Below are 23,869 nucleotides of genomic sequence, written 5' to 3'. Positions count from 1 at the left end.
CCCAGCGCCCCCATTTTCGAGTCGTTACCGCGAGGAGGACTCCATGAAGAAGCTGCTTACCATTGCCATCGTTGCCGCTGCCGTGGTCGCCGTGCCGCTGGCGCTGGCCCAGAACGCCGGTCAGCCGGCGCCGCAGCAGGGCGATCAGGCCAATCCGGCGCAGGCCGAAGCCGATGCCAAGGCCAAGCGCCGCGCACAGGCCAACGCCGAGCTGAAGGCCAGCGGCCAGCAGGCCCCGCAGCGCGAGGAAGAAGAGGAAGAAGCCCGCAAGAAGCGCTGATCTGCCGCGCTTGCGTGCCCGGGCCCCGGTTCTGCCGGGGCCTTCTTTTTGCCCGGTTGTCGGCTGCCCCTTGGGCTTGGGGCCTTCAATCTGTAAACTATCGCTTTCCGGGAGTAGTGCGTGTCCACCATCAGCGATTGGACTGGCAAGGCCATGCGTGGCAGCCAGCAAGGCTGGGCGCAGGTGACGGTCTCCACGACCGGCACGGCCGAGCTGACCTCGCTCGCTGGCCACCGCCTCAGCTCCCCCCTCGCTGCCTCGGCGAGGCCCAAATCCCCTTTTCTGCCTAGCCCCCGCCCGTTGGGCCGGAGGGGCGTGGCCGTTTCCCAATTCAATACAGGATGCTTGCAGCCATGACTCCCTTGATTTTCGTAACCGGCGGCGTGGTGTCCTCGCTCGGCAAAGGCATTGCCGCCGCGTCCCTGGCCGCCATCCTCGAAGCCCGTGGCCTGAAGGTCACGATGATGAAGCTCGATCCGTACATCAACGTCGACCCGGGCACCATGAGCCCGTTCCAGCACGGTGAGGTGTACGTCACCGACGACGGTGCCGAGACCGACCTGGACCTGGGTCACTACGAGCGTTTCGTGCGCACCCGCCTGAGCCGCAAGAACTCGGTCACCACCGGGCGCATCTACGAGAACGTGATCCGCAAGGAGCGCCGCGGCGACTACCTCGGCGCCACCGTGCAGGTCATCCCGCACATCACCGATGAGATCCGCCGCTGCATCGACGAAGCCACCGAAGGGTTCGACGTGGCGCTGGTGGAAATCGGCGGCACCGTCGGCGACATCGAGTCGCTGCCGTTCCTGGAGGCCATCCGCCAGGTGCGCACCGAGCGCGGCCCGGAAAAGGCGTTGTTCATGCACCTCACGCTGGTGCCCTACATCAGCGCCGCCGGCGAACTGAAGACCAAGCCGACCCAGCATTCGGTCAAGGAACTGCGTTCGATCGGCATCCAGCCGGACGTGCTGCTGTGCCGTTCCGAGCAGGCGGTACCGGATTCGGAGCGCCGCAAGATCGCCCAGTTCACCAACGTTTCCGAGCGCGCGGTGATCAGCGTGCCGGACGTGGACGTGCTGTACAGCATCCCGATGGGCCTGCATGCGCAGGGCCTGGATGACATCGTGGTGAACCAGTTCAAGCTGGCCGACAAGGCCGGCCCGGTCGACCTGTCGATGTGGGAAGACGCGGTGGATGCCACGCTCAACCCGCTCGATGCGGTCACCATCGCGGTGGTCGGCAAGTACGTGGACCACCAGGATGCGTATAAGTCGGTGGGCGAGGCGCTCAAGCACGGCGGCCTGCGCCAGCGCACCAAGGTCACCCTGAAGTGGCTGGAAGCGCAGGAGCTGGAAGGCAGCGACATGGCCGCACTGGCCGATGTCGATGGCATCCTGGTGCCCGGCGGCTTCGGCGACCGCGGCTTCGAAGGCAAGGTGCTGACCTCGCAGTACGCCCGCGAGCACAAGGTGCCTTACTTCGGCATCTGCTACGGCATGCAGGCCGCGGTGGTGGACTATGCCCGCCACGTGCTCGGCCTGGAAGGGGCCAACAGCACCGAGAACGACCGCCAGTCGCCGGACCCGGTGATCGGCCTGATCACCGAATGGCGCACCGCCAGCGGCGACGTGGAAAAGCGTGACGACAAGAGCGACCTTGGCGGCACCATGCGCCTGGGCCTGCAGGAGCAGCGCCTGAAGCCGGGCACGCTGGCCCGCGAGCTGTACGGCAAGGACGTGGTCGAAGAGCGCCACCGTCATCGTTACGAGTTCAACAACCGCTACCGCACCCAGCTGGAAGATGCCGGCCTGGTGATCGCCGGCAAGTCGATGGATGACACGCTGGTGGAAGTGGTCGAACTGCCGCGCAGCGCACACCCGTGGTTCCTGGCCTGCCAGGCGCACCCGGAATTCCTGTCCACCCCGCGCGCCGGCCACCCGCTGTTCATCGGCTTCATCCGTGCCGCGCGCGAGCGCAAGGCCGCGGGCCAGCCGTTGGCCGAAGCCCACGCCTGACTTGCAGTGGGGGCATGCAGCCCCCATGTTCCGCGCTTGAACCCCTGATGCCTGCCGGCACGCGCCGGCGCCGCGCCACAACAAGGAAACACCATGAAACTGTGTGGATTCGAGGTCGGGCTGGACCAGCCCCTGTTCCTGATCGCCGGCCCCTGCGTGATCGAGTCGATGCAGCTGCAGCTCGACGTCGCCGGCCGCCTGAAGGAAATCACCGGCCGGCTCGGGGTGAACTTCATCTTCAAGTCCAGCTTCGACAAGGCCAACCGCACCTCCGGCACCGCCTTCCGCGGTCCCGGCCTGGAAGAAGGCCTGAAGGTGCTGGCCGAAGTGAAGAAGCAGATCGGCGTGCCGGTGCTGACCGACGTGCATGAGTACACGCCGATGGACGAAGTGGCCTCGGTGGTCGATGTGCTGCAGACGCCGGCGTTCCTGGTCCGGCAAACCGATTTCATCAAGAAGGTGTGTGCCGCCGGCAAGCCGGTGAACATCAAGAAGGGCCAGTTCCTGTCCCCGTGGGACATGAAGCCGGTGGTGGAAAAAGCCAAGTCGACCGGCAACGAACAGATCATGGTCTGCGAGCGCGGCGCCAGCTTCGGCTACAACAACCTGGTCAGCGACATGCGCTCGCTGTCGGTGATGCGCGATACCGGCTGCCCGGTGGTGTTCGATGCCACCCATTCGGTGCAGCTGCCGGGCGGGCAGGGCACCAGCTCCGGTGGCCAGCGTGAGTTCGTGCCGGTGCTGTCGCGCGCTGCGGTCGCCGTCGGGGTGTCCGGCCTGTTTGCCGAGACCCATCCGGACCCGTCCAAGGCGCTGTCCGATGGCCCGAACGCCTGGCCGCTGGACCGCATGGAAGAACTGCTGGAGACCCTGATGGAGCTCGATGCGGTGACCAAGAAGCACGGTTTCTCGCGCTTCGCATGAGTCTTGACCCGTGGGCGGCGCTCGCTGTGCGCCGCCAGCGGCGGCAGTGGCGCCACTGGCCATGGGGCTGGATGGCGTTCGGCCTGTCCTTGGCGGCGTGGGCCAGCGTGTTCATGCTGGCCTTTCTGGTGCTTGCCAGTGTCGGCATGCCCGGCGATGGCGACCACGCCATGCGGGCGACCCGCATTCCCCTGCTGATCACCCTGTCCTTCGGCGCGCTGGTGAGCGTCGGCTGCCTGGTGGCCAGCATGCTGTCGCTGCGCCTGCCGCAACGGCCGGCCGCAGGCATCGCTTCGCTCGCGTTGCTGGCCTTGCTGGTGGTCTGCCTGCTGCTGCCGCGCCTGGTCTAGACACCCCGCTGCGGGCGTGTCGGCACGGGATTCAGCCGCCGATTTGGCAATGGGCGGCCGTGCGGGGATAATCACGCGGCATTCGTTTTTGTCGCCTTCCTCTACAGACAGGTAACCGGCCAGCCCATGAGTACGATCCGCAGCATCCACGCCCGTGAAATCCTCGACAGCCGTGGCAATCCCACGCTGGAAGCCGACGTCATCCTGGAGGACGGTTCGTTCGGTCGTGCCGCCGTGCCCTCCGGCGCCTCGACCGGCACCAAGGAAGCGGTGGAGCTGCGTGACGGCGACAAGACCCGTTACCTGGGCAAGGGCGTGGGCAAGGCCGTGGAGAACATCAACGGCGCCATCGCCGGTGCGCTGGCCGGCTTCGATGCCACCGACCAGGAAGGCCTCGACCGCCGCCTGATCGACCTCGATGGCACCGAGAACAAGGGTCGCCTGGGCGCCAACGCGCTGCTGGGTGTTTCGATGGCCGCCGCGCATGCCGCCGCCGCATCGGACAAGCAGGCGCTGTGGCAGTACCTGGCCGGCAAGACCGGCGTGTCCCCGTCGCTGCCGGTGCCGATGATGAACATCATCAACGGCGGTGCGCACGCGGACAACAACGTGGACTTCCAGGAGTTCATGGTGCTGCCGGTGGGCTTCAGCTCGTTCTCCGAAAGCCTGCGCGCCGGTACCGAAATCTTCCATTCGCTGAAGTCCGTGCTGAAGGGCCATGGCCTGAGCACCGCCGTGGGTGACGAAGGCGGCTTCGCGCCGGACTTCCGCAGCAACGTCGAAGCGCTGGACACCATCCTGGAAGCGATCGGCAAGGCCGGCTACACCGCCGGTGACGACGTGCTGCTGGGGCTGGACGTAGCCTCCAGCGAGTTCTACGAGAACGGCAAGTACAACCTGGTCGGCGAGAACAAGCGCCTGACCTCCGAGCAGTTCGTCGACTTCCTCGCCGACTGGTCGAACCAGTACCCGATCATCACCATCGAAGACGGCCTGGCCGAGAACGACTGGGCCGGCTGGAAGCTGCTGACCGACCGCATCGGCAAGAAGGTGCAGCTGGTGGGCGACGATCTGTTCGTCACCAACCCGAAGATCTTCAAGGAAGGCATTGATTCGGGCACCGCCAACGCGATCCTGATCAAGGTCAACCAGATCGGCACCCTGAGCGAAACGCTGGAAGCAATCGCCATGGCCGACCGTGCCGGTTACGCCGCCATCGTGTCGCACCGTTCCGGCGAAACCGAAGACACCACCATCGCAGACATCGCCGTTGCCACCACCGCGACCCAGATCAAGACCGGTTCGCTGTGCCGCAGCGATCGCGTGGCCAAGTACAACCAGCTGCTGCGCATCGAAGAAGCGTTGGGCGCCGGCGCGCGCTACGCCGGTCGTGATGCCTTCGTTTCGTTGAAGCGCTGATCCCATGCGCAACTGGCGGTGGGCGCTGTTGGCCTTGGCCCTGCTGCTGGCATGGTTGCAGTACCGTTTCTGGTTCGGCCCGGGCAACTCAGGCGAAGTGATGACCCTGGAAGCCCAGGTCGAGCACCAGAACCGTGACAACGATGGCCTGCAGCAGCGCAACGATGCGCTGGCTGCAGAAGTGCAGGACCTCAAAGAGGGGCAGGCCGCCATCGAAGAGCGTGCACGCAGCGAGCTGGGCATGATCAAGCCCGGCGAGAAGTTCTACCGCGTCGTCGAAGATGCGCCGGTCGCGCCGGTGCAGGCGCCTTCGGCCGGCCCCGTGCCGTCCGATCACCCGGCGGACGTGCCATGAGCGCGGCGATCTGGGTGATCGTACCGGCCGCCGGTCGTGGCAGCCGTTTCGGTGCCCCGGTACCTAAACAGTACCTGCAGGCGGGCGGGCAGACGCTGCTGGCGCATACGCTGGATGCGCTGCTGGTGCATCCGGCCGTGGCCGGGGCGATGGTGGTCATCAGTGCCGACGACGTCGATTGGCCGGGCTGGACCGAATGGTCCGGCAAGCCTGTGCTGACCTGCCACGGCGGCGACACGCGTGCGGCGTCGGTGCTGGCCGGGCTGCTTGCATTGCCCGACAGCGTGCGCGCCGATGAGTTCGTGCTGGTGCATGATGCAGCCCGGCCCAACCTGGCCCTTGCCGATCTCAGCCGGTTGCTGGAAGTGGGCCGCGCCGACCCGGTTGGCGCGATCCTGGCCGCCCCGGTGCGCGACACGCTGAAACGTGCCGGCGACGATGGCGGCATCGACGGGACCGAGCCGCGCGCGCGGCTGTGGCGTGCACTGACCCCGCAGCTGTTCCGTCGCCATCAGTTGGCACGTGCGCTGACCGACGCGGCGGCGTCCGGCATCGAGGTCACCGACGATGCCATGGCCATGGAATGCCAGGGCCAGCGTCCGCTGCTGGTGGAGGGCAGCGAAGACAACTTCAAGGTCACCACGCCGGCGGACCTGGATCGCTTCGAATTCGTACTTTCACGTCGCGCCGGATGATCCTCGCGCGCGCTGCATAGCAAAGGCTGTTCCGATGACCACGCTTCCATTTCCGCCTGTCCGCATCGGTCAGGGTTACGACGTCCATGCCTTCGGCCCGGGCGACCACATCATGCTGGGGGGCGTGCGCGTAGCGCATACCGCCGGCGTGCTGGCGCACAGCGATGGCGATGTGATCCTGCATGCGCTGTGCGATGCGATGCTCGGCGCGCTGGCGCTGGGCGATATCGGCCAGCACTTCCCGCCCAGCGATGACCGCTGGAAGGACGCCGACAGCAGCGATTTCCTGATCCATTGCGACGTGCTGCTGCGTTCGCGCGGCTGGCGGGTCGGCAATACCGACATCACCGTGATCTGCGAACGTCCCAAGGTCGGGCCGCATGCGGCGGCCATGCGCGAACGCATCGCCGAGCTGCTGCAGCTGCCGCTGGATGCGGTCAGCATCAAGGCGACCACGTCGGAGAAGCTGGGCTTCACCGGTCGCGAGGAAGGCATCGCCGCGCAGGCCATCGTGCTGCTGGTGGCGGCATGACGCCGTTGCCGCTGGCATTTGGCGAGCCGCTGTTCGCGCGTGCGCTGATCCGCAGCACGCCCGATGATTTCCAGGTCGATGAACTGCCATCCTTCGAGCCCACTGGCGAAGGCGAGCACCTGCTGCTGGAGATCCGCAAGCGCGGCGCCAACACGGTGCACGTGGCCAAGCTGCTGGCGCAGTGGGCCGGCCTGCCGGAGATGGCGGTGAGCTTCGCGGGCATGAAGGATCGGCACGCGGTCACGACCCAGCGCTTCAGCGTGCACCTGCCCAAGCGCGTGGCGCCGGACCTGGCCCTGCTGGACAGCGACGAAGTGCACGTGGTGTCCTCGACCTGGCACAACCGCAAGCTGCAGCGCGGCGCGCTGGCTGGCAACCGCTTCAAGCTGGTGCTGCGCGACGTGGACGGTGATGCCGCGGCGATCGACGCACGCCTGCAGCAGATCGCCGAACGCGGCATTCCCAACTGGTTCGGCGAACAGCGCTTCGGCCGCGATGGCGGCAACGTGCCGGCGGCGCTGGCGATGTTCGGCGGCCGTCGCATGCGCAAGGACCAGCGTTCGCTGCTGCTGTCGGCCGCGCGCTCTGCGCTGTTCAACCGCGTGCTGGCCGCGCGCGTGGAGCAGGGCAGCTGGGACCAGCCGATCGACGGCGAGGTATGGATGCTGGATGGCAGCCGCAGCGTGTTCGGCCCGGAGCCGTGGAGCGAGGTGCTGGCCGAGCGCCTGGCGCGGTTCGACATCCATCCCAGTGGCCCGTTGTGGGGTGTCGGCGACCTGCGCAGCAGCCATGCCGCGCGCGCGCTGGAGCTGGGTGCGATCGACGACGAGCAGTCACAGGCGCTGCGTGCCGGGCTGGAGGCCGAAGGCCTGAAGCACGAACGCCGTTCGCTGCGCCTGCGTCCGGCGCTGCTGCAGCACAACTGGCTGCAGGAGGGCGTGCTGGAACTGTCCTTCGCGCTGCCGCCCGGCTGCTACGCCACCGCCGTGCTGCACGAGCTCGGACCGGTCACCGACGCGTCCCGGTAAACCAAGCGATCAACGGGCCAGCAGCACCAGCACCGCGCCGGTGCCTCCCTGCGCGCTGGGAGCGGAGTGGAAGGCCAGCACGTCGTTGCGCAGGCGCAGGTGGCGGTCGACCAGGTTCTTCAACACCGGCGCGCCGCCATCGGACTGCAGGCCCTTGCCATGGATGATGCGCACGCAGCCATGTTCGTGGTCATGCGCTTCCAGCAGGAACTGGCGCAGCAGCTGTTCGGCCTGGGTGGCGGTGGCGCCATGCAGGTCCAGTTCGTCCTGGACCGAGTACTGGCCCTTCTTCAGGCGCTGGAACATCCGCGGAGGCAGGTTGTCGCGGCGGTAGCTGAGCGCATCACCGGCATCCAGCGGGGGGCCGGCGCGCAGCAGCCGGGCGAACTCCCCCAGGGCTTCCTGTTCATCGCGTTCAGCCATCCGGGCGCGCGGGCGCGGCTTGGGCGCGGACGGCGTCGGGCCGCTGCCTTTTCGCAGCGGGGTGACCTGCCCGATGGCCGAGCGGAACAGCTCGGCGGGATCTTCGTCATGCGGATGCGACATGGCGACAGGTTAACGCATGCCGCCGCCGCCATGAGGATGCTCAATGACCCATGGCAGGGTAGGCCCTGCGACCGGCATGCGGCACAATACAAGACGCACTTGCGAGGTCGCCGCCGCCGGGGGAGCGCCGTGACCACGTCCATGTCAGCAGTGATGGAAGCGAAGTCTTGAACGATCATGTGGTGAAAACGCAGATGCGGGTCCTGGTCAGCAATGACGATGGTGTCGATGCGCCGGGCATCGCCATGCTGGCGACGGTCCTGCGCCAGGCCGGGCACGACGTCACCGTGGTCGCCCCCGACCGTGACCGCTCCGGCGCCAGCAACTCGCTGACCCTGGACCTGCCGATCCGCCTGAAGCGGCTGGATCCGCACACCGTGTCGGTGGCCGGCACCCCGACCGACTGCGTTCACCTGGCATTGACCGGGCTGCTGGACCAGGAACCGGACATCGTGGTGTCGGGCATCAACAACGTCGCCAACCTGGGCGACGACGTGATCTATTCGGGAACCGTGTCGGCGGCGATGGAAGGGCGGCATCTCGGCCTGCCTGCGGTGGCGGTATCGCTGGTCAGCCACAACCATGAGCCGAAGCATTTCCAGACCGCCGCGCGCGCGGCGGTGGAGATCGTGGCGCAGCTGAAGGCCGATCCGCTGCCTGCCGACACGATCCTCAACGTCAACGTGCCCGACCTGCCCTGGAACGAGGTCAAGGGATTCGAAGTGACCCGGCTGGGCAACCGCCACCGCGCCGAAGGCTGCATCGCGCAGAAGGACCCGCGCGGCAATGCGGTCTACTGGATCGGCCCGGCAGGGCGCGAACAGGATTCCGGCCCGGGCACGGACTTCCATGCGGTGCGTACCGGCTTCATTTCCATCACCCCGATCCAGGTCGACCTGACCCGCTACCAGGCGCTGGAAAAAGTCGCCAGCTGGGTCGGTGGGTTGAGCGCCGCACTGGGCCGTCCGGCATGACCGCGCGACTGCGACTGCAGCCCGAAGCGGTGGGCATCGGCATGACCTCCCAGCGCGTGCGTGATCGCCTGGTCGAGCGCCTGCGCGAGGCCGGCATCGTCGATGAGGCCACCCTCAACGCCATCCGCGTGGTGCCACGTCATCTGTTCATCGATGAAGCGCTGGCCTCGCGGGCCTACGAAGACACCGCCCTGCCGATCGGGCATGGCCAGACCATTTCCCAACCCTGGGTGGTCGCGCGGATGACCGAGGCGATCCTGCAGGTTGCGCCGAAGACCGTGCTCGAAGTGGGTACCGGTTCGGGTTACCAGGCCGCCGTGCTGGCCGCGGTCGGCCTGGAGGTGTTCACCGTCGAGCGCATCGGCGACCTGCTGCGGCAGGCGCGCAAGCGGTTCCGTTCGCTGGCCATGAACATCCGCACCAAGCATGACGATGGCCGCGCGGGCTGGCCGGAACATGGGCCCTACGACGCCATCGTGGTCACCGCCGCAGCGCCGGCGCTGGTGGATGTGTTGATCGATCAGCTGGCGGTCGGCGGCCGACTGGTCGCGCCGGTCGGTGGGCCGGGCGCGCAGTCGCTGGTGCAGCTGGACCGCCTGCCCGATGGCAGCATCACGCAGTCCGTGTTGGCGCCGGTCACCTTCGTCCCATTGCTGTCTGGCATGCTGGACTGATTTTTCACGGAGCAGGGCATTCATGAAGATTTTCGGGCCGCTGTACGAGCGCGCATTGAAGTGGGCCAACCATGAGCGGGCACCGACCTACCTGACGGTGCTGAGCTTCATCGAAGCGATCATTTTCCCGGTGATGCCGGAAGTGATGCTGGCCCCGATGTGCGTGGCCCAGCCCAAGCGCGGCTGGTGGTTCGCCACCCTCAGCCTGGCCGGTTCGATGGTGGGTGCGGTGGTCGGCTATGCGCTGGGCCATTTCGCGTTCGAGGCGGTCAAGCCGCTGCTGGACACCATGGGCATGCTGCCGGGCATCGAGCGCGGCATCGCGATCGTGCAGGCCAAGATGGCCGAGTCGCCGTGGGCGGTGTTCACCTTCCTGGTGCTGGGCGGCTTCATGCCGATCCCGATGAAGGTCTTCACATGGGCGTCGGGTATCGTCGGGGTACCGATGCCGCAGTATCTGCTGAGCATGCTGATCGGTCGTGGCAAGCGCGTGTTCGTGCTGGCTGCGGTGATCCGCATCGGTGGACCGCGCGCCGAGGCGGCGCTGCGTCGCTGGATTGAACCGCTGGGCTGGATCGCCACCGCGATGGTGGTGGTGCTGGTTGCCTGGCTTGTATGGAGGTCGAAGTTCGCATGAGTGCTGATCGTTTCAACAGGGGGCTGCGCCTGGGCGCGCTGGCCATCACGCTGTCCGCGTTGACCGCCTGCGGTACCGCCACCGTGGTGCGCCCCTCCGGCTCCGGTGGCAGTGGGGCATCGGCCACGCCGAAGGCATCCATCGCACAGCCGGGCAAGACGGTGCGCGTGCAGAAGGGCGACACGGTCTATGCGCTGGCGCGCATCCACAGCATCACGCCTGCTGACCTGATCGCCTGGAACAACCTGTCCAATCCGTCGACGATCTACCCCGGCCAGGTGATCCGCCTGTATCCGCAGGGTGCGGGTGGCAGCCGGGTGCCGACCACCGTGGTCACCGCGCCGCGCGCGTCCGGTGGCAGCACGACCACGACCACCCCGGTTGCGGCCACGCCGCCGGTGCGCAGCAGCATCAGCTGGCGCTGGCCGGCCGATGGGGCGGTGGTGGGCCGGTTCGTGGCCGGTGAGACGACCAAGCAGGGCGTGGATATCGCCGGCACCAGCGGCCAGGCCGTCAAGGCGGCCGCCGACGGGGTGGTGGTGTATTCAGGCGCGGGCCTGGTGGGCTATGGCGAGCTGATCATCGTCAAGCACAACGAGCAGTGGCTGTCGGCCTACGGCCATAACCGCAAGCGCCTGGTGAACGAAGGCCAGAGCGTGAAGGCGGGCCAGCAGATTGCCGAAATGGGCCGGACCGGCGCGAACCGGGACATGCTGCATTTCGAGATCCGCTACAACGGCAAGCCGGTAGACCCGCAGCAGTACCTGCCTGCACGGTGACGGGTTACCGCTGAGAGCGCGGCTGCCGTTTGAGGCCGAGTGGGCGGGTGGCGGTAGGCTAGACGGGACACGCCGTGAATCCGTCCTTGGAGGCTCGTCGCCGCATCCATGCGGCTCTAACGGTCCCGCCTAGCCCACCGCCACCCGCCTTCGACACGCTCGCCTCGGCGGGGGGAGAAAAAAGCAAAGCAAAAGCAAAGCAAAAGCAAAGCGTCATAGCCGATCATTGGATCGGCTGTCTGCTTTTGCTTTTGCTTTTTTATTTTTCCCCCGGCCACCGGGGATTGTCGGGGGGGCGGGGTAGGGGGCGTTGGCAGGACCGTCTTTTCGCATGGATGCGAAAAGCGAGCCCCCAAGGATGGGTTCGCGGCGTGTCCTGCCAACGCCCCCTATCCCGCCCCAAACACAGAACCCGTGGCCGAAAGCCGCTCTCAGCGACCAGAATTCAACGTTCGAGAATGAACGCCGCGGCGACCTTGCGGCCTTCGCCGGCCAGGATGTTGAAGGTGCGTGCCGCTGCCGGGTTGTTCATCACTTCCAGCCCGATGCCGCGTGACAGGCACGCCGCCATCAGCTGCTGCGACGGGAATACCTGCGTGGCGCCGGTGCCGAGGATGATCAGCACCGGTTCCAGGGCCAGGATCGCCTCCAGATGGGCCGGCTGCAGATCGGCCACCGACGCGACCGGCCAGCCTTCCACCAGCACCTGCGGGGTGACGATGAAGCTGGCTGCCAGTTCGCGGTCGTTGATCCGCGCCGAACGACCATCCGCACCGCGCAGGGTGTAGGCGTAATCAGGGGCTTCGTGGCTCAGTTGCATGGCAGGACCGGGTGATCAGCCGCGCGGAAGCACGATCTGGCGGTTTTCCTTGCTCGGCCGGTACAGCACGGCAACGTGGCCGATGCGCTGGACCAGGGCGGCGCCGGTAGTGGTGACCAGTTCGGTGACCATGGCGTCGCGGGCTTCGCGATCCTCTGCCGCCACCTTCACCTTGATCAGTTCATGGCGCTCCAGCACCTCTTCCAGCTCGGCCAGGAAGGCCGGGGTCACGCCCTTGCCGCCAATCTGGAGCAGGGCTTTGAGGTCGTGGGCTTGGCCGCGAAGAAAACGGGTCTGGGATGCGGTCAGGGCAGTGGACATGCAGGAAAGCGCTGTGACTTGGGGGGTTCAGGGTATCATGGCCACCCCATCCGGCTGTATTTACCATGGTTTCCCGCAGCAAGAGCAGCCAGCGCTGGCTGAAAGAACACTTTTCCGACCCCTACGTGAAGAAGGCGCAGGCTGAAGGCATGCGCTCGCGCGCGGCCTACAAGCTGGAAGAGCTGCTCGAACGTGACCGGCTGCTGAAGCCGCACATGCTGGTGGTCGACCTCGGTGCCGCCCCCGGGGGCTGGTCACAGCAGGTCCGTCGGCAGATGGGCGACACCGGCCGGGTATTCGCATTGGACATCCTGGAGATGCCGGCACTGGCCGGTGTGGACTTCCTTCACGGAGACTTCAGGGAAGAAGCCGTCCTATCGCAGTTCGAGGCCATGGTCGGGGACCAGCCGGTAGACCTTGTACTGTCCGATATGGCCCCCAATAAGAGTGGAATGGACGCGGTGGACCAGCCGCGGATGATGCACCTGGCAGAGCTGGCCATGGATTTCGCCGACAACCACCTCAAGACCGGTGGGGCGTTCCTGATCAAGCTGTTCCAGGGTGTGGGTTTTGACGACTACGTGCGTGAAATGCGCAGGCGGTACGACAAGGTCTCCATCCGCAAGCCGGACGCCTCGCGCAAGCGCTCCCCCGAGGTCTATGCCCTCGGACAGGGCAAGCGCGCCGTGATGAAGTAAGCTCGTCAAGCAAGCCCGACCCATGCACCAGCCAGCACAAGAGGAATACCGGAGCCAATGAGGATGAACGACTTGACCAAGAACCTCCTGCTATGGGTGGTCGTCGCCGTCGTGCTGATGGTGGTATTCCAGAGCTTCTCGCCAAAAACGAGCGGCGCCGGTGCGCCAGGCGCGACCTATTCGCAGTTCCTGGACCAGGTGGACAGCGGCGCGGTGCAGAAGGTGACGTTCGCCGGCGACATGCGCGGCGGCACCAACGAAATCACCTACACCACCCGTGGCGGCCAGACCTCCACCATCACCGCACCGTTCGATCGCGACCTGATCAACGTGCTGCGCACCAAGAACGTGGAAATCGTCCAGCAGGAGCCGTCCAGCGGCATCTCGCTGGGCGCGATCCTGATGAACTTCCTGCCGGTCATCCTGATCATCGGCTTCTGGCTGTTCATCATGCGCCAGATGCAGGGCGGCGGCGGCGGGGCCAAGGGCGCGATGTCCTTCGGCAAGTCGCGGGCCAAGCTGCAGGGCGAAGACCAGGTCAAGGTGACTTTCGCCGACGTGGCCGGGTGTGACGAGGCCAAGGAAGAGGTCGGCGAACTGGTCGATTTCCTGCGCGACCCGTCCAAGTTCACCAAGCTCGGCGGCAAGATCCCGCGCGGCGTGCTGATGGTGGGTCCGCCGGGTACCGGCAAGACGCTGCTGGCCAAGGCCATCGCCGGCGAGGCCAAGGTGCCGTTCTTCTCGATCTCCGGCTCGGACTTCGTGGAAATGTTCGTCGGCGTCGGCGCCAGCCGCGTGCGCGACATGTTCGAGCAGGCCAAGAAGCATGCGCCGTGCATCATCTTCATCGACGAAATCGACGCCGTCGGTCGTCACCGTGGCGCCGGCCTGGGCGGCGGTCATGACGAACGCGAGCAGACCCTCAACCAGCTGCTGGTGGAGATGGATGGTTTCGAAGGCGGCGAAGGCGTGATCGTCATCGCCGCGACCAACCGTCCGGACGTGCTGGATCCGGCGCTGCTACGCCCGGGTCGTTTCGACCGCCAGGTGGTGGTCGGCCTGCCGGACGTGAAGGGCCGCGAGCACATCCTGAAGGTGCACATGCGCAAGCTGCCGCTGGCCGACGATGTCGAGCCGATGGTCATCGCGCGCGGTACCCCGGGCTTCTCCGGCGCCGACCTGGCCAACCTGTGCAACGAGGCGGCGCTGTTCGCCGCGCGCAGCAACGAGAAGGAAGTCCGCATGGACCACTTCGACCGGGCGCGCGACAAGATCCTGATGGGTGCCGAGCGCCGCTCGATGGCCATGAGCGAAGAAGAGAAGACCCTCACCGCCTACCACGAAGCCGGCCATGCCATCGTCGGCCGCCTGGTGCCCGAGCATGACCCGGTCTACAAGGTCACCATCATTCCGCGCGGCCGTGCGCTGGGTGTGACCATGTACCTGCCGGAAGGCGACAAGTACTCGATCAACCGCGTGGCGATCAATTCGCAGCTGTGCTCGCTGTACGGCGGCCGCGTCGCCGAAGAGCTGATCTTCGGTGCCGACAAGGTCACCACCGGCGCCTCCAACGACATCGAGCGTGCGACGAAGATGGCGCGCAACATGGTCACCAAGTGGGGCCTGTCCGAAACGCTCGGCCCGATCGCCTATGGCGAAGAGGACGATGAGGTGTTCCTCGGCCGTTCGGTGACCCAGCACAAGAGCGTGTCCAACGACACCGCGCGCCGCATCGATGAAGAAGTCCGCAGCATCCTGGACAAGGCGTATGCCCGTACCACCGAGCTGCTGACCGCCAACGTCGACAAGCTGCACGCGATGACCCAGCTGCTGCTGCAGTACGAGACCATCGATGCCCCGCAGATCGACGCGATCATGGAAGGCCGTGATCCGCCGCCGCCGATGGGCTGGGGCAAGTCGAACAACAACGATGGCAAGAACGGCGGTGGCAACGACAAGGGCGGCGACGCCCGTCCGGTGCCGCCGATCAGCGGCCCGGCCGAGCAGATCTGACCACCGACTGCTGGGTGTAGAAGGAAAAGGCCGGGGAAACCCGGCCTTTTCCGTTCAGCCCGGCCGTGCACGCAGGAGGCAGCTGCGGGACAATGGGGGCCACGTTACCTACTGACCGGATGCTGCATGTCGACGCCCCCGCCCGAGCCGATTTCCCATACCGCTGAAATGGTCATTGCCACGGTGGTCGGCGTGGCCGTCGGGCTGGGCCTGGACAACCTGCTGCTCGGATGCGTGGTGGGTATCGCGCTGGGCATCGTGCTCAGCATCGGCAAGACGCTGTATCTGGATCGCAAGCGCCGCAGGCGCTGACCATCACGGCGGGTCGCGCCGCGGCATGCCCGGCGGACCCGTTGCATTTCCCGTTGACGGCCAGCGGCCGTCACTACCTTCGAGGACCGCCATGTTCGACATTTCTCCGCAGCTCGATTGTGCCGGCCGCATGCTGCGCCTTGATCGTGCGCGGGTGATGGGCATCGTCAACGTCACCCCGGATTCGTTTTCCGATGGCGGCCAGCACGACACGGTCGAGGCCGCCGTCGCCCACGGCCTGAAGCTGGTGGAGGAGGGCGCCGACCTGCTGGACATCGGCGGTGAATCCACCCGCCCCGGCAGCGAGCCGGTGCCGCTGGACGAAGAGCTGCGCCGCGTCCTGCCGGTCATCGAACAGCTCGCCGCCCGCACCACGGTGCCGATCAGCATCGATACCTTCAAGCCGGAAGTGATGCGTGCGGCGGTGGCGGCCGGCGCCGGGATGATCAATGACATCCACGCGCTGCGGCAGCCCGGCGCACTGGAGGCCGCTGCGGACACCGGCGTGCCGGTGGTGCTGATGCACATGCAGGGCGAGCCCGGCAGCATGCAGGCTGATCCGCACTACGACGACGTAGTGGCCGAGGTACATCGTTTCCTGGTCCAGCGTTTGTTTGCCGCTGAAATGGCCGGCATCGCGAAGAAGAACCTGGTGGTCGACCTGGGCTTCGGTTTCGGAAAGAGCGTGGACCACAACATGACCCTGCTGGCACGTTCGGAACGCTTCCTCGAACTGGGCGTGCCGATGCTCGTCGGCCTGTCGCGCAAGCGCACGCTGGGTGAGTTGACCGGCCGCCAACTGCCTGCCGAACGCGTGGCTGCGTCGGTCGCCGCGCATCTGGTGGCCGTGCAGCGCGGCGCGCGGATCGTGCGCGTGCACGACGTGGCCGCCACCGTGGATGCCTTGAAGGTGTGGGCCGCCGTGGATGCCGTGCCGGCGCCGCGCAAAGACGCCGCGCCCGCGATCCGCTGGCCGGACGAAGGCTGATGGCAGAGGACCGTCGGCCACTGGCGATCGCGGTCATGGGACCGACCGCCAGCGGCAAGACCGCGCTGGCGATCGACCTGGCCCGGCGGCTGGACGGGGAGATCGTCAGCGTCGATTCGGCGCTGGTGTATCGCCATCTGGACATTGGATCGGCCAAGCCGGATGCCGCCGAACGCGCGCAGGCACCGCACCATCTGCTGGACCTGTGCGATCCATGGCAGTCGTTTTCCGCTGCCGAGTTCGCGCGTGCCGCACGCGCTGCCGTGGATGACATCATCGCCCGCGGCAAGCGGCCGATCCTGGCGGGGGGAACCGGCCTGTATTTCCGCGCCCTGCTGGAAGGGCTGTCGCCGATGCCACCGGCCGACGAATCCACCCGCCTGCAGCTGTCGGCCGAGGCCGCCGAGCGCGGCTGGCCGGCGCTGCACGCCGAGCTGGCTGCGGTGGATCCGGAGGCCGGCGCGCGCATCCATGCCACCGATCCACAGCGCATACAGCGGGCGCTGGAGGTCTACCGGCTGACCGGCCGGCCGATCAGCGCCTGGCAACGGCTGCCCGGCGAGGGTCGACTGCCGGTACGCGCCCTGAAGCTGGTGCTCGCACCGCACGACCGCGGCGTGCTGCACCAGCGCATCGAACAGCGCTTCGATGCAATGCTGGAACATGGCTTCCTGGAGGAAGTGCGGGCGCTGCGGGCGTTGCCCGCGATGGCCGCGGTGGCGTCGCCACTGGACCTGCCGGCGGTGCGTGCGGTGGGCTACCGGCAGGCCTGGGAGTACCTGGACGGCCACCACGGTGCCGCCGCGTTCCGTGACAGGGCGATCTTCGCCACCCGCCAGCTGGCCAAGCGGCAACTCACCTGGCTGCGCGGCGAACTTGATGCGCGCTGGTTCGACCCCCATGTAGAGGGGCAGCGGTTGATGGCGGCGGTGTCCGCCTTCGTCCCGTCCTGAAAGCGTGCCGGGCGCCTGCCGTGTACCATCGACCTGTCGGTGGGCGGCTGGGGGGCCGTGGCATCTGCCGACACCCATAAAAACAATAATCAGGAGTTAGCAATGTCCAAGGGGCAATCGCTGCAGGATCCGTTTCTGAATGCACTTCGGCGCGAGCGCGTGCCGGTTTCGGTGTATCTGGTCAACGGCATCAAGCTGCAGGGCACGATCGAGTCGTTCGACCAGTTCGTGGTGCTGCTGCGCAATACCGTCAGCCAGATGGTCTACAAGCACGCCATCTCCACCGTGGTGCCGGCGCGCAACGTCAAGCTCGGTCCGGGCGGTGGTTTCGTGCAGGCCAATGAAGATGGCCAACCGGCGGGTGATGAATCCATTGAATAATCCTGGAGTGGTACGTGTTTGATCGCTCGAAAAAGGGTGAAAACGCCCTGTTGATCCAGCCCCATTTCGGCAAGCTGGAAGAGGACGTGCTCGAAGAGTTCGGCGACCTGGCACGCTCGGCCGGTGCCAGCATCGCCGCTACCATCACCGCGCGCATCGACCGCCCCAACCCCTCCACGCTGATCGGCAGTGGCAAGCTGGAAGAGGTCAAGGCCGCTGCCGATGCAACCGGCGCCGACCTGATCCTGGTCAACCATGCCTTGTCGCCGGGCCAGGAGCGCAACCTGGAAAAAATCCTGGAACGGCGGGTGATCGACCGTACCGGGCTGATCCTGGACATCTTCGCCCAGCGTGCGCACAGCCACGACGGCAAGCTGCAGGTCGAGCTGGCGCAGCTGCGCCACATGTCGACCCGGCTGATCCGCGGCTGGACCCACCTGGAGCGCCAGCGCGGTGGTTCCATCGGCCTGCGCGGACCGGGTGAAACCCAGCTGGAAACCGATCGCCGGCTGCTGCAGAAGCGCGTTGAGCAGCTGCAGAAGCGGCTGGAAAAAGTCGAAGTGCAGCGAACCCAGATGCGCCGCGCGCGCCTGCGCAGCGAACTGCCGCGCGTGGCCCTGGTGGGCTACACCAACGCCGGCAAGTCCACGCTGTTCAATTCGCTGACCGGTGCGGAGGCGTACGCCGCCGACCAGCTGTTCGCCACGCTGGACCCGACCGTGCGCCGCATCGCGCTGCCTGGCGGCAACGTCGTGCTGGCCGACACGGTGGGCTTCGTGCGCGACCTGCCGCATGACCTGGTGGCTGCATTCCGCTCCACGCTGTCTGAAGCACGCGAAGCGGATTTCCTGCTGCACATCGTTGATGCCGCCGATCCGCACCGCGAAGAACGCATTGCCCAGGTCGACGAAGTACTGACCGCCATCGGCGCCGGCGACCTGCCGCAGCTGCTGGTGTTCAACAAGATCGACCGCATCGAAGGGGCCGAGGTGCGCCACGACGGCCACGACGGCGTTCCCGATGCATCGCGCCGCGAGCGGGTCTGGATTTCCGCGCGCGACGGACGCGGCCTGGACGTGCTCGAGGCGGCGTTGGGCAAGCGCCTGGGCCTGCAGCACGTGACCGGCGAACTGCGCCTGCCGCCGTCGCAGGGCCGCCTGCGCGCGCGACTGCACCAGCTGGAAGTGGTCCGCGCGGAAACCGCGGACGAAGACGGCTGGCTGCTGCAGGTGGAAATCCCGATCGCCGAAGCGGAGAAGCTGGCCGCCGGCGACGACGGTGCCCCCATCCAGGCGCTGCTGCCTGAAAAGCTGCCGGAGTGGTAATCCCTCGGGGCCGGCCCTGCTGCACGGCAGGAAGGTGCTGGCTCCCCAACCGCAGGAACGCCCCATGTCCCTCCCCACCGACGACCTGCTGGCCGGCCTGGCCAGCGAACTGGGCCGCACGCTGCAGGCAGCGAGCCTGCAGCTGGTTACCGCGGAAAGCTGCAGTGGCGGCTGGATCGCCAAGGTGATGACCGACATCGCCGGCTCGTCGGCGTTCTTCGACTGCGGCATGGTGGTGTACAGCTACGAAGCCAAGCAGCGGTTGCTCGGCGTGCGCGCGCAGACGCTGGAGGCGCTCGGCGCGGTCAGCCGCGAGACGGTGCTGGAGATGGTCTCCGGCGCACTGGTCAACTCCGGCGCGGGTATCGCCGTGGCGGTGACCGGCATCGCCGGCCCCGGTGGCGGCAGCGACGACAAGCCGGTCGGCAGTGTATGGATCGGCTGGAAGCGCCGCGGTGGTTACGCGCACGCACAGCTGTTCCACTTCCACGGCGACCGCGACGCGATCCGCCGCCAGACGGTTTCGGCCGCGTTGAACGGACTGCTCGCGCAGCTGTGAGATGCTGCGCGCTCCCCCCGCCTGGAGCATGCACCGATGTGGGAAACCCTCGGCACCGTCCGTGACCTCGGCCGCCTGCAGGAAATCGCCTCGGTCCTGATCCGCAACGGCTTCGGCGACCTGGTGCGTCGGATCGGCCTGGCCGACGTGCTGGAGCGGGCAGGGCGGCTGCTGCACTGGGGCGATGACACCCAGCGCACGCCGCTGACCGCCCCGATGCGCGTGCGCCGGGCGATGGAAGAACTGGGCCCCACCTTCGTCAAGCTCGGCCAGGTGCTGGCCACCCGAGTGGACCTGTTTCCGGCGGAATGGATCGCCGAATTCTCCGAGCTGCAGAACGCGGTGCCGGCGCTGCCCTACGCGCAGATCCGCGAGCAGCTGGAGCGCGACGTCGGCGGCGATCCAGCGCAGGTTTTCGCCTGGCTGGACGAGGTGCCGATGGCGGCCGCATCACTGGCCCAGGCACATCGCGCGCGCCTGCACGATGGCCGCGAGGTCGTGCTGAAAGTGCGCCGCCCCGGTATCCGCGACGTGGTGGAAGCCGACCTGCGGCTGCTGGCACGGCTGGCGGAAATCATCGAGGCGCGCCTGCCGGACCTGCGCCGTTACCGGCCGGCCGACGTGGTGCAGCAGTTCACCACCTCGTTGCGGCGCGAACTGGATTTCGCCGCCGAGTGCCGTAACGCCGAGCGCATCGCTCGTGATTTCAGCGGCCGCACCGACATCCTGATTCCGTCGGTGCATTGGCAATGGACCTGCGAAAGCCTGAACGTGCAGGATTTCGTCGACGGCATCGCGGGGCGGGACCTGGCGGCGGTGGATGCGGCCGGGCTGGATCGACGCCAGCTGGCCCAGCGCGGCGCCGACATCGTGCTGAAGATGGTGCTGCAGGACGGTTGCTTCCACGCCGATCCGCATCCGGGCAACATCATCTACCTGCGCGATGGCCGGATCGGGGTCATCGATTTCGGCATGATCGGCACGCTGTCCGAATCGCGCCGCTTCCAGGTGGCCCAGCTGTTGCACGGGCTGGTCGAGCAGGAGCCGGAACAGGTTGCCGACATCCTGCTGGACTGGGCCGGCGGCGTGGCGGTGGATGAGGGACGCCTGCAGCAGGACATCAGCCAGTTTGTCGACCGTTATCGCGGCGTGCCACTGAAGGACCTGCGCATCGGCCTGATGCTGACCGACATCACCCTGTTGCTGCGCAGCTACAACCTGATGCTGCCGGCCGACCTGGCGTTGATGATCAAGGCCTTCCTGACCCTGGAAGGCATGGGCCGCCAGCTCGATCCCGAGTTCGACATGGCCAGTGCGGCACGCCCGTTCGTCGAACAGGTTGTGCTGCAGCGCTATGCCCCGCGCGCGCTTCTCAAGCGTGGCCGGCGCAGCCTGCTGGGGATGCTCGACCTGGCCGGTGAACTGCCGCGCGACCTGCGTCGCCTGGTGCAGGCCGCACGCCGTGGGCGCCTGCAGATCAAGGTGGAAACCAATGCACTGAAGGGCTTCGGCGACCAGGTGAACCAGGCCGCCAACCGGCTGGTGGTGGGCATCGTGACCGCCGCCCTGATCATCGGCTCCTCGATCGTGATGCACAGCGTCGGCGGGCTTTCCAGCCGTTGGCTGCTGGTGTTGGGCGTTGGTGGTTTCATCGGTGCCGGGTTGTGCGGGGTGTGGATCCTGTTCTCCATCTGGCGCAGCGGCCGCAGGCGCTAGGCTACCGGCGAACGGCGAAGCCCCTCGTGGTGGGGCGCTGGAAGCTGGAAGCTGGCTGCTGGGGGTGGGCCGAGCGGGGGGGGTTGATGGGGGACGGCAAGGACTGCATCCATGCGGGCCTCGTTTCGCGCCATCCATGGCGCGGGACCACGCCATCGCATTCGCGCTGTCGCTCCCACGCTTTGCTGCGCAAACCGCGGGCCCCCTCTCACCAGCACCCACACCCCGCCGCTTCGCGGCCGCCCCTGACTCAGGGGCTCCCTCCACCCGTCCCCCTGTGCTCTGGTAGCGCCGAAGGCAGCGGCAGGAGCCGCTGCCAACGTCGCTTGCGACGGCCCGCAGGGTGCCGGTCAGGACGACCGGCATACCCATGGTCGGCGGCATCCATCCGGCGCCGCGACGAAGAGCCGCCGACCATGGGTCGGCGCTACCGCTTTTTTTTTCTCTCCATACGTGGCGGGCCACTCGCGCACTGTCAGGGCCGGGCGGTGGGGCTGGGCGGGGGCGTTGAGTGCCATGGATGGCACGAAACGAGGCCCGCATGGATGCAGTCCTTGCCGTCCCCCGCACAGCCCCACCGCCCGGCCAGAGCCCAGAATTCCGGCTGATTCCCCCACCACGAGGGGCTCCGCCGTTCGCTTCAATCCCATGCGGGCACTTGCGACACGCAGAGGTTAGTAGTATTACTACTAACCATGGACACGACGAACCTGACCGAAACCCAGCAGGCCATCCTGCAGCTGATCGCCGAGCGCATCGAATCGGAAGGCGCACCGCCTTCGCAGACCGAAATCGCCCGTGCCTTCGGCTTCAAGGGCGTGCGCGCCGCGCAGTACCACCTGGAAGCGCTGGAAGCGGCCGGTGCCATCCGCCGCGTTCCCGGCCAGGCGCGCGGCATCCGCCTGGTGCAGGCCCCAGCGGTGAAGCAGATCGCCGCCCCGGCGCTGGACGACAGCGTGCTGCGCCTGCCGGTGCTGGGACGTGTCGCGGCCGGCCTGCCGATCGGCGCGGACATCGGCTCGGACGACTTCGTCGTGCTCGACCGCGTGTTCTTCTCCCCGGCACCGGATTACCTGCTCAAGGTGCAGGGCGATTCGATGATCGACGAGGGCATCTTCGATGGTGACCTGATCGGCGTGCACCGCACCCGCGACGCCCGTACCGGGCAGATCGTGGTGGCGCGCATCGACGAAGAGATCACCGTCAAGCTGCTGAAGATCGGCAAGGACCGTATCCGGCTGCTGCCGCGTAATCCCGATTACGCCCCCATCGAAGTGCTGCCGGACCAGGATTTCGCCATCGAAGGCCTGTACTGCGGCCTGCTGCGACCCAACCGTTGAATGTCCGGGGGCGGCTGCCGCTGACGTCTGCGGCGATAATGTTCGACTTGCCCGGCGCGCGTCTCATCCTGTGCGATGCGCGGCCGCTACAGTCTCCCCCGAACCCGAGTTGACCACGATTAAAAAGATGACCACTTCCCCAAGGACCAAGACGATGGACGAGAACAAGAAGCGTGCCCTGGCCGCCGCCCTGAGCCAGATCGAAAAGCAGTTCGGTAAAGGCTCGGTGATGCGGATGGGCGATCGCGTTGTCGAACCCGTCGAGATCATCCCGACCGGTTCGCTGATGCTGGATATCGCATTGGGCATCGGCGGCCTGCCCAAGGGCCGGGTCGTGGAAATCTATGGTCCGGAGTCCTCGGGCAAGACCACCCTGACGCTGCAGGCCATCGCCGAGTGCCAGAAGAAGGGCGGCACGGCAGCCTTCATCGACGCCGAGCACGCCCTGGACCCGATCTACGCAGCCAAGCTGGGCGTCAATGTCGACGACCTGCTGCTGTCGCAGCCGGATACCGGTGAGCAGGCGCTGGAAATCGCCGACATGCTGGTGCGTTCCAACTCGGTGGACATCGTGGTGGTCGACTCGGTCGCCGCGCTGACCCCGAAGGCCGAAATCGAAGGCGAGATGGGTGACCAGCTTCCGGGTCTGCAGGCCCGCCTGATGAGCCAGGCGCTGCGCAAGCTGACCGGCAACATCAAGCGCTCCAACACCCTGGTCGTGTTCATCAACCAGCTGCGCCACAAGATCGGCGTGATGATGCCGGGCCAGAGCCCGGAAGTGACCACCGGCGGCAATGCCCTGAAGTTCTACGCCTCGGTGCGCCTGGACATCCGCCGCATCGGTGCGATCAAAAAGGGCGATGAAATCATCGGCAACCAGACCAAGATCAAGGTCGTCAAGAACAAGCTGGCCCCGCCGTTCAAGCAGGTCATCACCGAGATCCTGTACGGCGAAGGCATCAGCCGCGAGGGCGAGCTGATCGACATGGGCGTGGAAGCCAAGCTGGTCGAGAAAGCCGGCGCCTGGTACAGCTACGGCGAAGAACGCATCGGCCAGGGCAAGGACAACGCCCGCGGTTACCTGCGCGACAACCCCGCCGTGGCCCAGCGCCTGGAAGCAGAGCTGCGCGAGAAGTTCCAGCCGGCTGAAGCCCCGAAGGAAGCCGGCGACGAAGACGACGCCGACGAAGCGTAAGGCATGCTGTGGGGCAGGGCGGCGCCGTCAGTGACGC

27 protein-coding genes are annotated in these 23,869 nt (G+C 67.0%); 24 read left to right on the top strand and 3 right to left on the bottom strand.

Annotation, left to right across the window (positions count from 1 at the left end; translation table 11 throughout):
- The first annotated feature begins 43 nt into the window (after positions 1-43).
- The 9 genes from QE373_RS11785 (at position 44) to truD (ending at position 7,601) form a co-directional block, all read left to right on the top strand.
- On the top strand, positions 44-280 hold the full coding sequence (locus QE373_RS11785; protein WP_309686736.1) for a hypothetical protein: 237 nt from the start codon (positions 44-46) through the stop codon (positions 278-280).
- Between the two features lie 353 nt (positions 281-633).
- Entirely contained in the window at positions 634-2,298 is a 1,665-nt protein-coding gene (locus QE373_RS11780; RefSeq protein ID WP_057508311.1) for a CTP synthase, read from the top strand.
- Between the two features lie 93 nt (positions 2,299-2,391).
- Positions 2,392-3,222, top strand: a complete 831-nt coding sequence (gene kdsA / locus QE373_RS11775; protein ID WP_057508312.1) for a 3-deoxy-8-phosphooctulonate synthase — start codon at positions 2,392-2,394, stop codon at positions 3,220-3,222.
- A complete protein-coding gene (locus tag QE373_RS11770) occupies positions 3,219-3,572 on the top strand; it encodes a hypothetical protein (protein ID WP_309686732.1) in 354 nt (117 codons plus the stop codon). The genes kdsA and QE373_RS11770 overlap by 4 nt, the downstream gene beginning before the upstream one ends.
- Positions 3,573-3,698: 126 nt before the next feature.
- On the top strand, positions 3,699-4,991 hold the full coding sequence (gene eno / locus QE373_RS11765; protein ID WP_309686729.1) for a phosphopyruvate hydratase: 1,293 nt from the start codon (positions 3,699-3,701) through the stop codon (positions 4,989-4,991).
- Between the two features lie 4 nt (positions 4,992-4,995).
- Positions 4,996-5,346 carry a cell division protein FtsB gene (gene ftsB, locus QE373_RS11760; RefSeq protein WP_309686727.1) on the top strand — a complete coding sequence of 117 codons (351 nt, stop codon included), beginning with the start codon at positions 4,996-4,998 and terminating at the stop codon, positions 5,344-5,346.
- A complete protein-coding gene (gene ispD, locus QE373_RS11755) occupies positions 5,343-6,041 on the top strand; it encodes a 2-C-methyl-D-erythritol 4-phosphate cytidylyltransferase (RefSeq protein WP_123699379.1) in 699 nt (232 codons plus the stop codon). The genes ftsB and ispD overlap by 4 nt, the downstream gene beginning before the upstream one ends.
- Before the next feature lie 34 nt (positions 6,042-6,075).
- Positions 6,076-6,573, top strand: a complete 498-nt coding sequence (ispF, locus tag QE373_RS11750; protein WP_057508316.1) for a 2-C-methyl-D-erythritol 2,4-cyclodiphosphate synthase — start codon at positions 6,076-6,078, stop codon at positions 6,571-6,573.
- Positions 6,570-7,601: a tRNA pseudouridine(13) synthase TruD gene (gene truD, locus QE373_RS11745; protein ID WP_309686721.1), complete on the top strand. Its 1,032-nt coding sequence runs from the start codon at positions 6,570-6,572 to the stop codon at positions 7,599-7,601. The genes ispF and truD overlap by 4 nt, the downstream gene beginning before the upstream one ends.
- Before the next feature lie 9 nt (positions 7,602-7,610).
- Here truD and QE373_RS11740 read toward each other — a convergent pair whose 3' ends face one another.
- Complete coding sequence (locus QE373_RS11740) at positions 7,611-8,147, bottom strand: Smr/MutS family protein (protein ID WP_309686720.1); 537 nt, start codon at positions 8,145-8,147, stop codon at positions 7,611-7,613.
- A gap of 194 nt (positions 8,148-8,341) precedes the next feature.
- Here QE373_RS11740 and surE point away from each other — a divergent pair, with 194 nt between their 5' ends.
- The 4 genes from surE to QE373_RS11720 are packed head-to-tail and all read left to right on the top strand — an operon-like array spanning position 8,342 to position 11,211.
- The gene (gene surE / locus QE373_RS11735; protein ID WP_123699572.1) at positions 8,342-9,121 is read left to right on the top strand and encodes a 5'/3'-nucleotidase SurE; all 780 of its coding nucleotides are present in this window, start codon (positions 8,342-8,344) and stop codon (positions 9,119-9,121) included.
- A complete protein-coding gene (locus QE373_RS11730; protein WP_057508319.1) occupies positions 9,118-9,795 on the top strand; it encodes a protein-L-isoaspartate(D-aspartate) O-methyltransferase in 678 nt (225 codons plus the stop codon). Before surE ends, QE373_RS11730 begins: the two co-directional genes overlap by 4 nt.
- A 22-nt stretch (positions 9,796-9,817) precedes the next feature.
- Positions 9,818-10,432: a YqaA family protein gene (locus QE373_RS11725; RefSeq protein WP_057508320.1), complete on the top strand. Its 615-nt coding sequence runs from the start codon at positions 9,818-9,820 to the stop codon at positions 10,430-10,432.
- Complete coding sequence (locus tag QE373_RS11720) at positions 10,429-11,211, top strand: peptidoglycan DD-metalloendopeptidase family protein (protein WP_309686717.1); 783 nt, start codon at positions 10,429-10,431, stop codon at positions 11,209-11,211. The genes QE373_RS11725 and QE373_RS11720 overlap by 4 nt, the downstream gene beginning before the upstream one ends.
- A 445-nt stretch (positions 11,212-11,656) precedes the next feature.
- On the opposite strand, the gene QE373_RS11715 is transcribed toward QE373_RS11720, so the two are convergent.
- Both QE373_RS11715 and yhbY read right to left on the bottom strand, forming a co-directional pair.
- Complete coding sequence (locus tag QE373_RS11715) at positions 11,657-12,031, bottom strand: Mth938-like domain-containing protein (protein WP_309686714.1); 375 nt, start codon at positions 12,029-12,031, stop codon at positions 11,657-11,659.
- 15 nt (positions 12,032-12,046) lie between these two features.
- Positions 12,047-12,352 carry a ribosome assembly RNA-binding protein YhbY gene (gene yhbY, locus QE373_RS11710; protein ID WP_309686710.1) on the bottom strand — a complete coding sequence of 102 codons (306 nt, stop codon included), beginning with the start codon at positions 12,350-12,352 and terminating at the stop codon, positions 12,047-12,049.
- Between the two features lie 65 nt (positions 12,353-12,417).
- Here yhbY and rlmE point away from each other — a divergent pair, with 65 nt between their 5' ends.
- From rlmE to recA, 11 genes are all read left to right on the top strand, one after another.
- Positions 12,418-13,050, top strand: coding sequence for a 23S rRNA (uridine(2552)-2'-O)-methyltransferase RlmE (gene rlmE, locus QE373_RS11705; protein ID WP_042614910.1), 633 nt, complete (start codon positions 12,418-12,420; stop codon positions 13,048-13,050).
- A 63-nt stretch (positions 13,051-13,113) separates the two neighbouring features.
- On the top strand, positions 13,114-15,063 hold the full coding sequence (ftsH, locus tag QE373_RS11700) for an ATP-dependent zinc metalloprotease FtsH (protein ID WP_057687585.1): 1,950 nt from the start codon (positions 13,114-13,116) through the stop codon (positions 15,061-15,063).
- A gap of 126 nt (positions 15,064-15,189) precedes the next feature.
- On the top strand, positions 15,190-15,375 hold the full coding sequence (locus tag QE373_RS11695; protein ID WP_057687586.1) for a hypothetical protein: 186 nt from the start codon (positions 15,190-15,192) through the stop codon (positions 15,373-15,375).
- Between the two features lie 91 nt (positions 15,376-15,466).
- Positions 15,467-16,363, top strand: coding sequence for a dihydropteroate synthase (folP, locus tag QE373_RS11690; protein WP_309686702.1), 897 nt, complete (start codon positions 15,467-15,469; stop codon positions 16,361-16,363).
- Positions 16,363-17,316, top strand: a complete 954-nt coding sequence (gene miaA, locus QE373_RS11685; RefSeq protein ID WP_309686699.1) for a tRNA (adenosine(37)-N6)-dimethylallyltransferase MiaA — start codon at positions 16,363-16,365, stop codon at positions 17,314-17,316. Before folP ends, miaA begins: the two co-directional genes overlap by 1 nt.
- Before the next feature lie 102 nt (positions 17,317-17,418).
- Positions 17,419-17,697, top strand: coding sequence for an RNA chaperone Hfq (hfq, locus tag QE373_RS11680; RefSeq protein WP_042614905.1), 279 nt, complete (start codon positions 17,419-17,421; stop codon positions 17,695-17,697).
- A 14-nt stretch (positions 17,698-17,711) separates the two neighbouring features.
- Positions 17,712-19,022 (top strand): ribosome rescue GTPase HflX, encoded by a 1,311-nt coding sequence (hflX, locus tag QE373_RS11675; RefSeq protein WP_309686695.1) that lies wholly within the window; start codon positions 17,712-17,714, stop codon positions 19,020-19,022.
- A 64-nt stretch (positions 19,023-19,086) separates the two neighbouring features.
- Entirely contained in the window at positions 19,087-19,581 is a 495-nt protein-coding gene (locus QE373_RS11670) for a CinA family protein (RefSeq protein ID WP_309686693.1), read from the top strand.
- A 36-nt stretch (positions 19,582-19,617) separates the two neighbouring features.
- Positions 19,618-21,297, top strand: a complete 1,680-nt coding sequence (ubiB, locus tag QE373_RS11665) for a 2-polyprenylphenol 6-hydroxylase (RefSeq protein ID WP_309686690.1) — start codon at positions 19,618-19,620, stop codon at positions 21,295-21,297.
- A 695-nt stretch (positions 21,298-21,992) separates the two neighbouring features.
- Entirely contained in the window at positions 21,993-22,637 is a 645-nt protein-coding gene (gene lexA / locus QE373_RS11660) for a transcriptional repressor LexA (protein ID WP_309686687.1), read from the top strand.
- Between the two features lie 154 nt (positions 22,638-22,791).
- Positions 22,792-23,832 carry a recombinase RecA gene (gene recA / locus QE373_RS11655; RefSeq protein ID WP_042615466.1) on the top strand — a complete coding sequence of 347 codons (1,041 nt, stop codon included), beginning with the start codon at positions 22,792-22,794 and terminating at the stop codon, positions 23,830-23,832.
- The last annotated feature ends 37 nt before the right edge of the window (positions 23,833-23,869 follow it).

Source organism: Stenotrophomonas sp. SORGH_AS_0321 (genome assembly GCF_031453215.1).
In the GTDB taxonomy this organism is placed as follows: domain Bacteria; phylum Pseudomonadota; class Gammaproteobacteria; order Xanthomonadales; family Xanthomonadaceae; genus Stenotrophomonas; species Stenotrophomonas chelatiphaga.
The sequence above is the reverse complement of the archived record's forward strand: the minus strand, read 5'-3'. Positions and strand labels throughout refer to the sequence as shown.